General features: G+C 31.0%; 14 protein-coding genes. 2 read left to right on the top strand and 12 right to left on the bottom strand.

The features are described 5' to 3' along the window. Positions 1–125 precede the first annotated feature (125 nt). Both ACREVU_RS17060 and ACREVU_RS17065 read left to right on the top strand, forming a co-directional pair. Positions 126–1,259, top strand: coding sequence for an ABC transporter ATP-binding protein (locus ACREVU_RS17060; RefSeq protein ID WP_431552805.1), 1,134 nt, complete (start codon positions 126–128; stop codon positions 1,257–1,259). Beyond that, the gene (locus tag ACREVU_RS17065; RefSeq protein ID WP_431552806.1) at positions 1,252–2,829 is read left to right on the top strand and encodes an ABC transporter permease/substrate-binding protein; all 1,578 of its coding nucleotides are present in this window, start codon (positions 1,252–1,254) and stop codon (positions 2,827–2,829) included. Before ACREVU_RS17060 ends, ACREVU_RS17065 begins: the two co-directional genes overlap by 8 nt. Positions 2,830–2,880: 51 nt before the next feature. Here the strand turns inward: ACREVU_RS17065 and ACREVU_RS17070 are convergent, their stop codons facing one another. The 12 genes from ACREVU_RS17070 to ACREVU_RS17125 all read right to left on the bottom strand — a co-directional run bounded on the left by ACREVU_RS17070 (position 2,881) and on the right by ACREVU_RS17125 (position 15,983). Further along, complete coding sequence (locus tag ACREVU_RS17070) at positions 2,881–3,192, bottom strand: hypothetical protein (RefSeq protein WP_431552807.1); 312 nt, start codon at positions 3,190–3,192, stop codon at positions 2,881–2,883. A 17-nt stretch (positions 3,193–3,209) separates the two neighbouring features. Next, a complete protein-coding gene (locus ACREVU_RS17075) occupies positions 3,210–3,461 on the bottom strand; it encodes a hypothetical protein (RefSeq protein WP_431552808.1) in 252 nt (83 codons plus the stop codon). Beyond that, positions 3,454–3,732: a hypothetical protein gene (locus tag ACREVU_RS17080; protein WP_431552809.1), complete on the bottom strand. Its 279-nt coding sequence runs from the start codon at positions 3,730–3,732 to the stop codon at positions 3,454–3,456. The genes ACREVU_RS17075 and ACREVU_RS17080 overlap by 8 nt, the downstream gene beginning before the upstream one ends. 212 nt (positions 3,733–3,944) lie before the next feature. Continuing rightward, the gene (locus ACREVU_RS17085) at positions 3,945–5,189 is read right to left on the bottom strand and encodes a bacterial transcriptional activator domain-containing protein (protein ID WP_431552810.1); all 1,245 of its coding nucleotides are present in this window, start codon (positions 5,187–5,189) and stop codon (positions 3,945–3,947) included. A 648-nt stretch (positions 5,190–5,837) separates the two neighbouring features. Further along, entirely contained in the window at positions 5,838–6,914 is a 1,077-nt protein-coding gene (locus ACREVU_RS17090) for an acyltransferase family protein (RefSeq protein WP_431552811.1), read from the bottom strand. A 174-nt stretch (positions 6,915–7,088) separates the two neighbouring features. Next, positions 7,089–8,153 carry an LCP family protein gene (locus ACREVU_RS17095; protein ID WP_431552812.1) on the bottom strand — a complete coding sequence of 355 codons (1,065 nt, stop codon included), beginning with the start codon at positions 8,151–8,153 and terminating at the stop codon, positions 7,089–7,091. A 361-nt stretch (positions 8,154–8,514) separates the two neighbouring features. Continuing rightward, entirely contained in the window at positions 8,515–9,918 is a 1,404-nt protein-coding gene (locus ACREVU_RS17100) for a tyrosine-protein kinase domain-containing protein (RefSeq protein WP_431552813.1), read from the bottom strand. 75 nt (positions 9,919–9,993) lie between these two features. Next, entirely contained in the window at positions 9,994–11,019 is a 1,026-nt protein-coding gene (locus ACREVU_RS17105; protein ID WP_431552814.1) for a GDP-mannose 4,6-dehydratase, read from the bottom strand. A 27-nt stretch (positions 11,020–11,046) separates the two neighbouring features. After that, positions 11,047–12,402, bottom strand: a complete 1,356-nt coding sequence (locus ACREVU_RS17110; RefSeq protein ID WP_431552815.1) for a UDP-glucose dehydrogenase family protein — start codon at positions 12,400–12,402, stop codon at positions 11,047–11,049. A gap of 68 nt (positions 12,403–12,470) precedes the next feature. Next, positions 12,471–13,940: a lipopolysaccharide biosynthesis protein gene (locus tag ACREVU_RS17115; RefSeq protein WP_431552816.1), complete on the bottom strand. Its 1,470-nt coding sequence runs from the start codon at positions 13,938–13,940 to the stop codon at positions 12,471–12,473. Next, a complete protein-coding gene (locus tag ACREVU_RS17120) occupies positions 13,921–15,063 on the bottom strand; it encodes a CapA family protein (protein ID WP_431552817.1) in 1,143 nt (380 codons plus the stop codon). The genes ACREVU_RS17115 and ACREVU_RS17120 overlap by 20 nt, the downstream gene beginning before the upstream one ends. After that, on the bottom strand, positions 15,051–15,983 hold the full coding sequence (locus ACREVU_RS17125; protein ID WP_431552818.1) for an ATP-grasp fold amidoligase family protein: 933 nt from the start codon (positions 15,981–15,983) through the stop codon (positions 15,051–15,053). The genes ACREVU_RS17120 and ACREVU_RS17125 overlap by 13 nt, the downstream gene beginning before the upstream one ends. Positions 15,984–15,989 lie beyond the last annotated feature (6 nt).

Consider the following 15,989-nt stretch of genomic DNA (forward strand, 5'->3'; position numbering starts at 1 on the left):
TTAGAGAACTTCACCACAGATTATTGTAAACTAACTCCACATTGGTATAAATATGCATTCTTTACAAACCAACAACTTGATGATATAATTAAGTTGTTACTTTCAATGATTAAGGAGGCTATATTTTGATTCAGTTTAAAGATGTAAACAAAAGTTTTAATGGAAAATCTATATTAAAAGATATAAACCTAACCATAGAAAAAGGGCAATTAGTTGTTTTTATCGGACCTAGTGGTTGTGGAAAGACCACTTCACTAAAAATGATAAATAAATTACTAATTCCAACCTCTGGTGAAATTTTAATTGATGGTAAGAATATCAACGATAAAAACACTATAAAGCTTAGACGTAATATGGGCTACGTTATTCAGCAAGCAGGACTTCTTCCACATTTAACTATAGGTGATAATATTGCACTAATCGCAACTATAGAAAAAATACCAAAGGATAAAATTAAGGCCAAAGTAAATGAATTATTAAATTTAGTAGGCCTGGATCCTGATGAATACACAAATAAATATCCTAAGCAGCTTAGTGGTGGTCAGCAGCAAAGAGTTGGCGTTGCAAGGGCTCTTGTAATGGATCCTGAGGTAATATTAATGGATGAACCCTTTAGTGCACTAGACCCTATAACAAAAACTCAACTTCAAGATGAGATATTTAACATACAACAAAATTTCAAGAAAACAATAATCTTTGTAACTCATGATATGGATGAGGCTTTAAAACTAGGAGATAAAATTTGTATCCTAGATGCTGGCTCTGTAGTTCAATTTGATACTCCAGAAGAACTACTAAAGAACCCTATTAATGATTTTGTACGGGACTTTGTAGGTAAAAACAGAATATGGAATCAGCCTGAATTAATCAAGGCAAAAGATATTATGATAGAAATGCCTATAAAATCAGTGGGCGAGCGAACAATACTTCAAGCAATTGAAATAATGAAGTCTAGTCATGTAGATAGTTTACTTGTAGTAGATAAAGCTAACTTTTTATGTGGACTTGTTACTTTGAAACAAATTAGGAAAAATCCAAATAAAACTACAATGATTAAAGATATAATGATAAAAGATATTTTAACAGTAAATACAGAAGATTCTATAATTGATGTATTAGCACTGGTAAAGAAAGAAAGTATAAGCTTTGTTCCTGTAATAGATGAAAACTTAAAACTATCAGGCCTGCTTACCAAAAGTAGTCTTTTATCTATATTAAGTAATCAGTTTATAGATGAGGAGGTAGAAGATAATGAATAGTATAACTTCTTTTATAAATTTTGTAATAGAAAGACAAGATGAAATATTAAAATTACTTGTGCAACATATTCAACTAACTGTATTTTCAATTTTACTGGCTATAATAATCGCAATACCACTTACAATACTTATAGTTAGATATAGAAAACTTGCAGCTCCAGTTATTGGTTTTACAAATATAGTACAATCTATGCCAAGTCTCGCACTATTAGGATTTTTAATACCAGTAGTTGGTATCGGTAGTAAACCCGCAATTATTATGGTAGTTATGTATTCTCTTCTACCTATTGTAAAAAGCACATATACAGGACTAACTAATATAAGCCCAGCGCTTATTGAAGCATCTGATGGTATGGGACTTACTCAAACTCAAGTCTTATTAAAAGTTCGTTTTCCCCTAGCTATGCCTATTATAATGTCAGGTGTTAGAGTATCATCAGTTACAGCAGTAGGTCTTATGACCATAGCCGCATTTATAGGTGCTGGTGGTTTAGGATACTTAGTGTTTTCTGGTGTTTCAACTGTTAATAATAATATGATTCTAGCTGGCGCTATTCCTGCTTGTTTACTTGCTATAGTTCTAGATTTCATTTTAGGCAAAGTAGAAAACATAGTAATTCCAGAAGGGATAAGAACTTCTAATAATAAACCAAGCAAAATCCATGAACTATTTAAAAACAAAAAAGTTAGAATTGGATCATTGGTATTAGTTCTTATACTTATTGTAGGTTCAGTAGCTTCAAGTTTAAACAAAGGTAAAAATACAATAGTCGTAGGTTCTAAAAATTATAATGAGCAGATAATACTTGGTAATATGGTGGCCTCTTTAATAGAACATAAGACAAAATATAAGGTTGAAAGAAAATTCAATTTAGGAGGAACCGCTGTAATATTTAATGCCATGAAATCAAAAAATTTAGATTGTTATGTAGAATACACTGGAACAGGTCTCATAACTATACTAAAGAAACCTTCTATGAGTGATCCAGCTAAAGTTTATGATACAGTAAAAGCTGATTTCGCTAAAAATTATGGTATAGAGCTTATGAAACCTATAGGTTTTAATAACGCTTATATAGTAGCAATGAACAAAGATTTAGCTGCTAAGAATAATATAAAAACTATTTCTGATTTGAAAAAAATCAGTTCTACATTAAATGCAGGATTTACTATGGAATTTACAAATAGATCAGATGGTTATCCTGGACTTAATAAATTGTATAATCTTAATTTTAAAAGTGTAAAAGGTATAGATGGTGGACTTAGATATACTGCACTTGATAATAATGAAACACAGGTTTTAGATGCAAACTCTACGGATGGATTATTACAGAAATTCGATCTTGCACTACTAAAAGATGATAAGAATTTCTTCCCACCTTACAATCCAGTTCCTGTAGTTCGTACAGATTCATTGAAAAAATTCCCTAAATTAAGAGGTGTATTGGAACTCTTAGAAGGGCAAGTTAACGATGAAGAAATGCAAAAGCTTAATTTAAAAGCAGATAATGGAGAGGACCCTCAAAAGGTTGCAGAAGACTTTTTAAGATCTAAGAAATTAATAGAATAAGTTAGAAAAAGCTGGATATGTTTTTAAAATATATCTAGCTTTTTTCATTTACTAATAAATACACATAATTATATAATTCCACTCTCTCCAATGATAATTGGAATATATATCATTATAAATTTCTTTTATTTTATACATGGCTTTTGAACTTGCATCTAATTTAGATGCACTACTTACTTTAATTGTTGAAACAAAAGAACCTTTTTCTTTTATTCTTTCACGATTAGCAAAATAGCACATATCATACCAAAGAATTTTATATGAAATTGTATAATCTTTTTCTACTTCTTTTAATTTCTTACCACAGTATTTACAAAATGAATCTTCATCACCAACTTCTTCTCTACAAGCTTTACAAAACATTAGAAGTATCCCCCAGTTCACACGGATGGCTTTATCTGATTTTTCTCTTTCCCATCCCATGTATGAAACTCAATTACTTTACTATTGGCTACATCACTTATTAATGCTTCTTCAATCAGCATCACTAGTTCAAGACAGCTACGAAAATGTCTTGTTTGTTTCCCATCTAGCCATTGGATTGTTCCCTGCCAACTTGTATTCTGCCGGTATTTTATTCTTACTAAAAAGGCTGTTGATGCTTCTATTGGGGCTCGTTCTACTTCATTCATAACACCCTCCCCCCTTTAGACATAATTTATTTTTACGTATAATCCACCTGCGAATCTGGTTAGTTGGCTGTGGGAAATTAGATTGATCCAATTTTTCATTTATTATTAGGATCATTTCAATTAAACTTCTAAAATACATTATCTCACCAGATCTATTATGCTGAATTTCCCCCTTAACATTACCATCGTCATTTACTATGATGTTTAATATAAAATCCTCTACCCCATTCTTACTACACTCTAAGGACTTCTGGTCCCTCTTCCTTTCCATAATAAATTCTCCTTATTGTTATATCTATTATTATGTACAGGTAAATAGTACCATATGGTGGTCTCATTCATATCTTCATTTACTCTCATTTAAAACTTATATTAATCATAAATTAAACTTATACCAGTCACAGTTCAATCATAGATTTTCTAATAAAAGCAAAAAAAAGATCATAAGGTTTTTATACCATTATGGTCTCCTAATTTACGATTTTATATATCAAGGTCACTAATTTGCTTTAATGTGGTTTCTATAATTATACCCTTTGATGTGTAAGCTATTTTATGCTTATTTAAAATACGAGCTAATACAATATTTGCTTGCTCAAATGTGGGTGCTGGTAGTATAACAAGTATTTGAGCCTCATTCCATTTTGACACAATATCTCCCTTACGAAGCTGCTGTATTAACATATCAAGTAGTGACCCCATTGCGTTTTTAAATATTTTACTGTCTTTGGTTCTGTTATTTACCATAAATACAGTAATCATTCCCATAAATACTTCTTGCTCAGACCTTGCTACTCTACGACATTCTAATTTATAAATAGATATAAATGTATCTGGTTCACAAAAGAATGCTCCATCAGAATCAGTTCTATCAATCATCATTTCTTGAATCGAATTTAAGTCCAATAAAATCATATCATCATTAGATTTTATCTTATGGTATAAGTTTCTTAAATCCGTTGATGGTTTCACTCCCATTTCCTTATATAGCATAGATGTTACATATTCATATTGACTCTGTGCTTGCTTTATATTACCCACCGCAATAAGTGCTTCAATATAATTTATATGCACACTTTCTTCAAATAATTCCATCATTAATGCCTTTTCACATACTTTTAGAATATCCTCGTTTCTTCCATACTGTTTTAATAGTTTTGTTATCCTGTTTATTATATCCATATAAATGCGATGATAATAGTTTCTAACTGGCATTACCCATTCATTATAGGAGTCCTCAGAAAGATAATCACCTTTATATAACCCTAAGGCTATTTGATAAAATTCAATTCCATCAATAAAGTCACCATTCTGCTCTGCACCCTTACCTTTATTATAAAGATCCTCAAACTCATCAACATCTGTCCAGTAATGAAACTCTTTGTTCCAACTGTAGCATCCTTGTGAATAATTTATAATTGATTCTCCATCCTTATTTACCCCTTCATAATTTAAAAGCATCCTAAGTCTATAAATAAGATTTTGCAAAGCTTTTATAGGGTTATCACATTCCTTATCAACCCACAGAATGTCGAAAAAATTTTCTTGAACAATCCTCTTATTTCTATATGTAAGAATATATTTAAATAAGTTCCACAATTGTTGTGAACGCTTACAATCATTTGAAAGAATCTTTTTACCTGATTTTACTTCAAAACAACCTAATGTATATACTTTCAAACAATTTTCATAGTCATTTTCAACAGAGTTTAAATTATTAGCTAACAAGTAATCTCCCCCTTGTATATTATCTTTAATCTCAAATAAATAAGTTATAATATGATACTTTCATCTTTGCACTTATATGATTAAACTTCCTAATTTAGACTACACTTAACAAATTCCTTAGGTAATACAAATGCTGCTTTTTATGATGACATAAAAAAACTCCATTTTCATAGATCTTTCTATGAAAAAGGAGTGGGTTCACTATTAGCTCGTCATATTCAAAGTGACCATTTAAGAATATGTTTCATTGCTTCCTGGAAATATATTATCATGTTATTCCCATTATATACTTTTTTTTGTAAATATTGTACAAATTTAATAACCTATATTTTTCTGAATAGCATGAATATTCGCTGCTTTATTAAAAATAAATGCTAATTATTCTGTTAATATGTCTTATCGAGTTAAAACAATGGATATTTAGGTACGGTCTTTATGTGCTCATAAATAAATTTATGAAACTGCTCTACAGTATACTTCATATCCCTTTATTATTTTATTCATTGTTTTATCAGCTTATGCACTATTTACTTGAGCCTTACAATTAACGCTTTATTTTTGTAATTAAATTTTATTTTAACGACGGAAGAACTACTGAAATATATATTTCAGTAGTTCTTCCACTAGCTTTCGCCATATAATATAAATTTAATTATTGTCCAACATGCCCCTTGCCACTTGGGTAGCACTTATCTTTCTATGCTCTTTTATATCAAAAATAAATTTACCAAAATTTGTTTTTATTATAATTTCATAAAAACAAATGCTAAACAGAATAGCTGCAACTGATACAATTGGTATCATTATTGGTGAACTATACAAATTGTGTTTTAGTAAGAAATTTGAAGTTTCTTTTACAAAAATCGGTTCATGAAATAAAAATATTGGGAAAGAATATTTCCCCAGCGTTAATAATATCTTACTATTTTTTAGTAATGTTGCTACATAAAACCATGCAACTACAGACAATGGAATAAGTATTAAGGTTGTACACATATTATTTATAAAGGAGTTCTTTATAAATAATTCCGCAGTCAATAGAACTAAATAAGTTGCTAAAGTTCTTTTGCCATACTTTTTATTTATTCCCCTACTACATACCTGTGCCCCTAATTCATATAAATAAAAGTAATATATATAACTTATAGGGTTTAAATAATCCTCCGCCAAGAGTTTTGTCTTACTTTGAATTATAGACACTATAATCGCTACAATATATAAAATAATTAGTCTTGTCTTAGCATTTTTTAAATATTTGATTATTATAGGATACCCAAATACAATAAGCATGTACATAGGAATATACCATAATTGATAAGCATAATTAAATCCTAAAAAAATTCTTGTTGTGTCGTTTAAAAATATGCCTAATATATTAAGAACATTAACTGATTTGTTTATAAGTATATCTTTCACCAAAAGATCACCACATTGATATAATATCCAAAACATGCTGACAATTAGAAATGGTTTAATTACTTTATTGAATTTTTTATATATCATTGTTCCATATTCTTCATTTTTATCCTTCATTTTATATTTATATCCAGAAATGAATATAAACATAGGAACTGCAACATGAACAATCTTGTCTGCAAGATAAAAGTAAGCTCCGCCCCCAATGTAACTTTCTAAATGTAATACTTCTGCTAAAAAAAATCCATTACTATGAATAAGTGTTACAAATAAAATTGCAATACCACTATATACTTGTAATTCATTCAAATGCTTTTTTATAAAAACACTCCCTTTAAGATTAGCTTTTATTACATTATATCAAAATATAATGATTTTACGGCTATTTTCACAGAATGTTATTTATAAAGTTACATTTAACGACACAAGAACTTAGTTTTATCTAAGTTCTTGTTCGTATTCCATATTAATCTTTTTATTATATTAAAATAGCGGTGCTTTATAAGCGGGTTTCACATCCTCATAAATAAATTTATGAAGTTGCTCTTCAGTTGCCCCCAGGTCCGCAACCAAATACCACACTCCGTCCATCATTTTTCCTTTGCAGTAGCCATCCACTGGAAATCTTTCCTGCTCTAAGGTCATTATATTAGATGTAAGAACTTTTGTGCCAAGCTTTATTATGTCCATACTCTTTATGCTTGTTTCAGTATAAGGTAGAAGCTTAGAAACTATAGACGGAAATCCTGTTATTCCTAAGGACTGAACCTTTGTGAGCATAGCCGATAAAATTGTCCTTTGTCTTTTAGTTCTCACAAAATCTCCGCCGGCAGTATAACGGATTCTCGAATAAGCAACCGCTTGAAGACCGTTTAAAATCTGGGGTCCCGATTTTGTAACTTCAAGTATCGGTTTTTTCTCAATTTCAGCAACTTCACCCATGTTGCTGTTTATTAATCTAATTTCATTGTTTTCAACATCTATGGTTACACCACCAATAGTATCTATAATCTTCTCAAGTTTAAAAAAATCTACAGTAACATAATCTCTGATATTCAAATTAAAGTTCTCATTAAGTGTTCTTATTGCAAGCTGTGGTCCTCCATAAGCATAGGCATGGTTAATCTTTGTGTCACCATGATTTTTTATTTTTACATAAGTATCTCTCATAATAGAGGACATTTTAATTTTTTTGTGCACTGTATCTATAGACAGTATCATTATTGCATCTGACCGACTTGCTTCATCTACATCTCGTCTATCTACACCAAATAGCGCAATATTTATTATTTCGGTAACCTCTTCTTTTTTTATAGGTATTTCTTCTTTTAAAGGCACTTCATTTTTTGAAGTTACTTTCTCTTTTAGAGGTACTTCAGGTTTAATCCCTAAATCCTCATCAGTTTTTAATATTGTTGTAGTGTTTATTTTGCTAAGTTGATAATAGGTATAACTAGAGGATCCCCCAAGGACTAGTAGGATAACAATAAATATGCCTAAAATTAGCTTTATCCATGGTTTCAATTTCTTTTTATTTTTATCTTCCATGATAATTAGTATAATCACTTCTAAAAGCAATTACTTTTCTATATATATCATATCCCATCTGTATCACTCCTATTTTTAGTTTATGTTCAGTTTTCTTTCCCTATACGATATTTATCTAAGAGATTTAATTTTAGAATTAATCAAACTTAACTTAATCTGAATTGCCATTAAATTGATGGGCATTTGTCGATATTTTATATTAGCTATAAATAATGGTAGCATATAGTAGTCACACTTTAATCCCTGCTAACTCTCAGCCCACTCTTAATGTAATCACAAATAAAACTTTTATCAGTCACACCCCAGTTAGAAACAATTAAAATATCGTATAAAAAAACATAACGTCTTAAACCGTTATGTTTTAATTTACCTCATTAGGTTTCTCATTATTTTTTTGTATTTTTCTTTTACCCTTTCTTCCCTTTTCTTTATCACTAGAATAGTAATCATATCCATAACCTACAAATGACTTTTTGTCCACTTTATTTAATACGATTCCAATTATTGTAGCATTGACGTTTGATAATAGTTGTTTTGATTTTTTACAAATTTCTATTTTTGTTTGTTCAGAATTTATTACTAATATTACTCCAATTTTCTCAGTAGCCAAGGTAAGAGCATCTGTAAATGCAATTATTGGCGGAGTATCTAGTATTACGTAATCATACTTATTTTCCATTTCATTAATAAATGTCTTCATTTTTTGAGATGACAATAATTCAGATGGATTGTAATTAGCTCTTCCAGCAGTTAATACATCAAAATTGTCGTTAATTCTTATTGAAATTTCCTCTACTTTTCTTCCCCGTAAAACTACATCCGCTAAACCCACTTCATTGTTAGTAATATTGAAGTATCTATGTACGGAAGGTTTTCTGAGATCACAATCAATAAGTAAAACGCTTTTTCCCGTCTGAGCTATGGTGGAAGCAATGTTTGTTGATACAGAAGTTTTCCCCTCTTTAGGCACTGAACTACAAACCATTAAGGTCTTTATATCTCTGTTTTCCATGGAAAACAACAAATTTGTTCGCAATGATTTAAATGCTTCCGTAACTGGAGATTTTGGCTCTTTTTCTACAATAAGATTCACCATTTTACTTTGTTTTGGAATTAATCCTACCGTAGGTAGGTCTAAATATCGTTGTACATCTTCTTCATTCTTAATTTTGTTATTTAAATATTCACTTAGTAAGACTAACCCAATTGATACCACTAGTCCTAGCATAAAACCCATAGAAATAATCAACTTCTTATTAGGTGATATAGGTGCTTCCGGAATTAGAGCCATGTCCATTATTTTTACACTCCCTGATGGTAAAAGCATTTGCGATTCTTCAATAAAAGCCTGTGATAAAGCATTAGCTCCTGTTGAAGCTGTTTCTGCAGTATTGCTTTTATAAGATATCTCTATTATTTGTGTTCCTATTGCAGGTGTAATACTTATATTCAACATAAATTCTTTGACAGGTGTGCTTAACCCTAACTTTCTAATAGCATTTTCAGCTACTACCCTTGAGCTTCCAATCTTACTGTAGGTCTTTATTAAATCCTGATACATCACTACTTCACTTTGGGTAATCTTATCCGTAGTATCCTTTCCAACAATGATTGTACACTCTGCCTCATATAAAGGCTTAATTACATAAAAGCTTAGAACACCACCAGCAAGTGTTAAAAAAATTGTTATTAATAATATAAAAATAATCCTTTTTCTGATTATTTTTAATAGTTCCTTAAGGTCTATTTCATTTTCTTCTTTCATGACTGACCTCCATTTAATTGTTGTTATTATATATACATGTTATGCATTTTATTGCTAAATAGAATTTTAAGCATTTTATTTTACTCCATAATACTCTACATACCAGTCCGCAAACCTTTGTAGCCCTTTCTCTATTGTCGTAGATGGTTTAAATCCTATAGCTTCCTGTAACAAATTAGTAGATGCATATGTTACAGGTACATCCCCTTGTTTCATAAGCTCAAATACCTTATCAAAGATTACTTCTCTGCCTGTAGCCTTGCTTAAACATTTTTCCAATGTTTCTATAAATGTCATCAGCTTTTCAGGGCTGTTGTTTCCAATGTTAAATACTTTATTAGGAACTGCCTCTAACGAAGGATTGCTAAGAAGTCTTTCAATTCCTTCTACAACATCATCTATATAGGTAAAATCTCTATACAAGTCATGTTCAAAATCACCATTGTTAAAAATCTTAATGGGTTCCGTTGCAAAATATTTCTGGGCAAACCCAAAATATGCCATATCCGGCCTTCCCATAGGTCCATAAACGGTAAAAAACCTAAGTCCTGTTGCAGGAATCTTATAAAGATGACTATAGGTATGAGCCATTAATTCATTGGATTTCTTTGTCGCTGCATAAAGAGATATGGGTTGATCTACAAAATCTGATTCTTCAAATGGCACTTTTTTACTAGAACCATAGACTGAACTGGAGGATGCATATACAAGATGATCTACAGGATAAAATCTACAAGCTTCAAGAACATTAAAAAAACCGATGATATTGCTTTGTATATATACATCTGGATTCTCAATGGAATACCTAACGCCAGCCTGTGCTGCTAAATTCACTACAATATTAGGTCTATAATTTTCAAAGGTATTCATCATCATAGCCTTGTCTGATATATCTCCTTTAATGAAGGTAAACTTCTCATAAGGTTTTAGCTTTTTTAAACGAGTATTTTTAAGCTCCACATCATAATAATCGTTTATATTATCAATTCCAATCACCTGGCAACCTTGCTCCAAGAGCTTTAGAGATAGATAAAATCCTATGAAACCTGCAACTCCGGTAATAAGATATGTTTTATTTGTATCTAAACATTTATAACTCAATCTTTTCCCTCCTTAAAATATTAATCTTTATCTTCCAATAGAATAATACTCCACCCCGGCTTCTTTCATCTCTTCCACTCCATAAATATTTCTTCCATCGTATACCAAAGGTGTTCTCATAAGATTTTTATATTCCTCTGGTAATACTCTTTTAATTTCATTCCACTCAGTAAAAATAAAGCAGACATTAGCTTCTTTTAGAGCTATCTCTATATCATCAACATACTTTATGCTACCTTGTCTGTTTTCCCCTTCTGGATAAATTCTTTTAAAGTTTTTCTTACCTACAGGGTCATAGGCATAAATTTCTGCCCCTTGCTCTAATAATAAAGGCACATTTTCAAGGGATGGTGCTTCTCTTAAATCGTCTGTTCCTGGCTTGAAGGTTAGTCCAAGGATAGCTACTTTTAAACCATTAAAGGTAATAAGACGTCTACAAGCCTTCTTATATAACATAGTCTTTTGGTCTTTATTCACATCAATAGCCGCTTTAATAGTTCTAAGTTCATACCCGTTTTGTTTTGCTAGATACTCAAGAGCTCTTGTATCCTTAGGAAAACAGGAACCACCATAACCGATACCTGCATTTAAAAACTTACTTCCAATACGTTCATCGTAGCTCATACCTCTAGCTACATCTTGAATATTAGCACCTACCAACTCACAAAGGTTAGCCATATCATTGGTATAAGATATTTTAAGGGCAAGAAAGTCATTAGCTGCATACTTTATCATTTCAGCTGACCTTCTACTGACAGATACTACAGGTAAATCAAATGGCTCATAGATCTTCATGAGCATATCTTCTGCCCATTTACTTTCTGTTCCTATAATTATTCTTGCAGCATGAAGTGTATCATGCACTGCTGTGCCTTGAGCTAAGAACTCAGGGTTTGATGCTACTTCTACTCTAATTATTTTATTGAAACCTTCACCATTACCAACGCAAATCTCACCATCATGAGGCAGAAAATCTTTTATAAACTGCTCAACCTTATCATTAGTACCTACAGGCACTGTAGATTTTACCACTACAAGACAATCCTTTTCTATGGTTTCAGCTATTTGCCTTGCAACAGTAGCTATGAATCTTAGATTAGCAGAACCATCTGGCTGTTCTGGAGTTCCTACCCCAATAAAGATAGCATCTGCCTCTCTATAGGCTGATTCATAATCCGTTGTGTAACAAAGTCTACCTGCTGCATAATTCTTCTGCATCAGTTCTTCCAAATCTGCTTCATAGATTGGAGAGACTCCTTGTTTCATTTTATTTATTTTATTTTCATCAATATCTACACAGGTAACTTGATGACCTACTTCTGCAAAACATACCCCTGCCACGAGGCCAACATAGCCTGTCCCTGCTACTGCTATTTTATACATAATATATTACCTACCTTTGGTTATAATTATTATAAATAGTTTTAGTTATCTTTGCCATTAACCATTCCTTATTTGCCTTTCGCCAGTCTAGGTTTCAATTTTATTAATATTCCATTCATTTCTTTTCGAATATTGGAAAATAGATATAACACTCCCCAATAAAATAAAGAGCATATTATAATTGATACAATGCTCCATAACAAACCTTTACTTATTTGTTGTAGTAAATAGCCCAATACTCCCATAGCCACTGCAGAAATAAACGCTGGAAATACATTTTTAATTGTTTTGATTATTGGAATTCCTATTGCAACCTTCATTATTATTAAATGTACTACCACAAACTCCATACGTATCCAGGATCTTGCATAAACAAGTGGCCAAAATCCATATTTAGAACTAATTATGCAAGTTGGAACAAGAACAAGTAAATGTAATAATTGAGCTAAAAATGATAACTTGGGCCTCCCTTTAGCCCTATATACCTCACTAGAAAAGTATCCAAATACTATCGTTATTGCACTTGTAAAAGCCCATATGCCTACTACCCCGCTGGCTTCATTCCATTTACTTCCTAAAAGTATTTTTGTCGCTAAATCACTATATAAATACACTCCTATACCAAGGGGAAATATAAAAACCGAAGCAATCCTCTGTGTATTAAAATACATTCGATTAAATTTATCAGAATCATTCTGCAAACGAGACAAAGCTGAGAAAAGCACTGGTACTATTGATGCGGTTATTAATGACATAAGAGTATTTACCATAGCAGTAGATGTCTTATATATTCCTAAATAATACTGATTCAAAGAATTTCCAATTATAAAGGCATCCACCCACATAGTAAGCCAAATTGAAATAGCTTCAATTAATGACCATATACTAAAAGATAGCATGTCAATTAATATTTCTTTACTATAAAAAAACTTGGGCTTCCATTTAGACTTAATTGTAAGTATAATAGCATTAAAAAGCTGACTACAAATTGTCCCAATAATAAGAGCCCAATAACTAAAACCTAATAATGCAAGAGGAATTGTAATAATAAAAGGTATTAAAATCAAATATAAGCGCACTATGAGAAGAGTTTTAAAATCAAAATGTCTCCTGTATAGGGCCATTTGTATACTTGAAAATGCTGTAATTGGTAGTTGAATACATGCAATCATGATAACATTTCCTAAGCCAGGATTTCCAACTGATAAAGCAAGCTTATTGCGAAAAAAAATTATAACTCCCCATAAAAAAAACGATATTCCTAAGTTTGTCCAGAAAGCCACGTTGACGCATTTATATTTTTCTTCATTATTTTTAAATTCATGTTGTACCAAATATTTCTGAAAGCCTGCATCAGTTAGCATATCTGCAAAACTAAAAATCATTGTTACCGTAGCCACAACTCCAAAAGCTTCAGGAGAAATTACCCTAGCTAAAATCATATTGGTAATAGGACTGACTATTTTTGCAGCTATTTCCGTAATTGATGACCACTTAGTTGCGTTTACAATTTTATTTTTAAGATTTTCTTCTTTCACTCACATTTTCTCCTTTTAAGCAAGCCAATACCAACTCTCGATGAGCCTCACATTCGATATAATTTTGCATTGCTAATAATCTCTTTTTATTATACTTTCTTTTCACAAGCATTCCATTTAATATTCTTCTATCTATTCGTGATAACCATTTACCTAATCCAAAAAAGTTTCTTATATATAACAAATAATTCTCTTGTGAAAATTTTTCATACTGTCGTTCAATGAATCCTTCTTGTAATATTTCATCTGAACGCTTATGAAATGCTAATAATATTTCTTCTGCTACTTCACCTTTAGCTAGGCGTACACAATTTTCTGATTTCACTATTGGAATATATTCTATATTAAGTCCATCCTTAATATCAATATTTATTAATAAGCTTGTCTTCCAATACTCACTGCCCGAATCATCAAACAAGAAATTTCCCTGACCATATACAATAGTTGCACCTTCATATTTCTCTAAGCAACCAATACAATGACTATGCTGACATACAACTAAATCTGCTCCCTTTTGAACCATCTTCCTGCATACTTTCTGCAGATATGGTGATGGGTAGCGATAATGCTCTTTACCGCCATGATACAGAACGATAACATAGTCGCATTCTGCTTTTAGATTTCTTATATGATCAAGGCTTTCTAAATAATCAAAGGGATTTGCGCCATAAGTATTCTCAGTTGCTATAGAAAATTCATGCTCTGCACAAGTGTATACACCTATTTTAAAGCCAGTTTGTTGAAATATATAAGGCTTACTCGCTTCATATAAATTATCTCCTACTCCAACAAAGGGTATATTATTCTTATTCAAGATACATTGAGTTGATTTAATTCCTTGCTTCCCTTGATCAAAAATATGGTTGTTTGCCAATGTAAGTAACGAAGGATTAAGAGCCTTTATTCCTTTTATAGTTTTTATGGAAGCAATAAGATTAGGTCCACACTTAGCGATTGGAGTTTCTTTATCTGTAAGTGGCACTTCTAAATTAAAAATCCGAATATCGGTAGAATTCCATAGTGAAAGTAATTCTTTGCCAAGTAAAGCGGCTGTGTCAGCATTACTAAATAAATCTGTATTTGATTTAGTTGGTACTAAGTCACCTGCTATTAGTAATTGCATTCTATATCCTCCTGTTCTTTGTCATTTTTTTCTATTGGCAGGTCAATCCAACTTCCCAGTAAATAATCATATTCTTCTTGGTCAAAAGGAGCAAACCCAGATCCATCAAAAAATGTAACTTCTCCAAAGTATAGTTTATTTCGCACAACAAACCAATCAATCCTAGCATGGTATAAATCAGAAGCCAACTTCTCTGATAATTGAATCATTTTTTCAAATTGTTGTGGTTTCTCATACACAAAATCAGATATTGTACCATCTTGCGATATTATTGTTTTATTCCACTTTTCATCATAGAAATCTTGCTTATGATTACCATATCTATCAATATGTACTTCAATAAGTTTTGCTTTCCCATTAAAGCATAAAACTTTATAATCATCCGGTGTATTATCTGTTTCTGAAATAAATTTTTCACAAACAATTCTTGGCTTAACATTTTTGTATGGCCATTCTCTTCCAAACCAATACCAGTTGTTTTTTATCCATTTGTTTAATTTTATTTTCGAAACTTCTAAATCTAATTTATCTTTATCTATACAGATAATGTTAGACCCTGACCCATGCGTGCATTTCAACACAAATTTATTAGGAATTATATCCCAATTAATTTCTTCTACGTTTTCATATACACAAATAAGTGGAATTAAAAATTCTCCACCTATAGTTTCATCTATATATGATCTTACAGCATATTTATCTACGTACTTAGAATATTCTTGTTTTCTATCATTTAGCTTTAGCCATTGCAATTTTTCATTGAAAGTCTTTGGATTTTTTAAATCTAATCTGTAGCCCATCATGCTTCTAAACATAATTTTTAAATAAGTTTCATCTTTAAGCCATTTAAAACATCCTTTATAAGCAAAGTACACAAAAATTTTATAAGGATTTTTAAGTAAACTAAAAATACGTTTCATTTATCT

The sequence above is a fragment of the Clostridium sp. genome (assembly GCF_050717535.1).
GTDB lineage: Bacteria > Bacillota > Clostridia > Clostridiales > Clostridiaceae > Clostridium_AD.